This is a genomic window from Pseudomonas sp. SIMBA_068 (assembly GCF_046534705.1).
GTDB classification, from domain to species: Bacteria; Pseudomonadota; Gammaproteobacteria; order Pseudomonadales; family Pseudomonadaceae; genus Aquipseudomonas; species Aquipseudomonas putida.
The window spans coordinates 1-239 of sequence record NZ_JAWRYI010001542.1; the positions used below are offsets into that span (position 1 = coordinate 1).

Annotated in this window: 1 protein-coding gene; it reads right to left on the reverse strand. The window is 48.5% G+C overall.

Translation table 11 applies throughout. The features are described from left to right. Positions 1-107: 107 nt before the first annotated feature. Positions 108-239 (reverse strand): helix-turn-helix domain-containing protein (locus SB756_RS34855; RefSeq protein WP_410913854.1); only part of this gene is annotated, 132 nt, incomplete at its 5' end.

Genomic DNA, 239 nt, shown 5'->3' on the forward strand with positions numbered 1-239 from the left:
GTTCATTTCGCAAACGTTTGCACGCGGCGTACCAACTTTGCTCAAAGGGTTGAGCAATATGAAAAAAACCTGAATTAACTGGCCTTTTGATCAAAAATGACTGGGTGTCATTTTTCGAGTGACTTGGGCCAGTGCTGGGCCGTTTCGCGGCGATATTCACTCGGCGTCAGATTCATCTCGATCCGAAAGTGCCGGTTGAAGTTGGACAGGTTGGCGTAGCCCACTTCAAAGCAGATAGC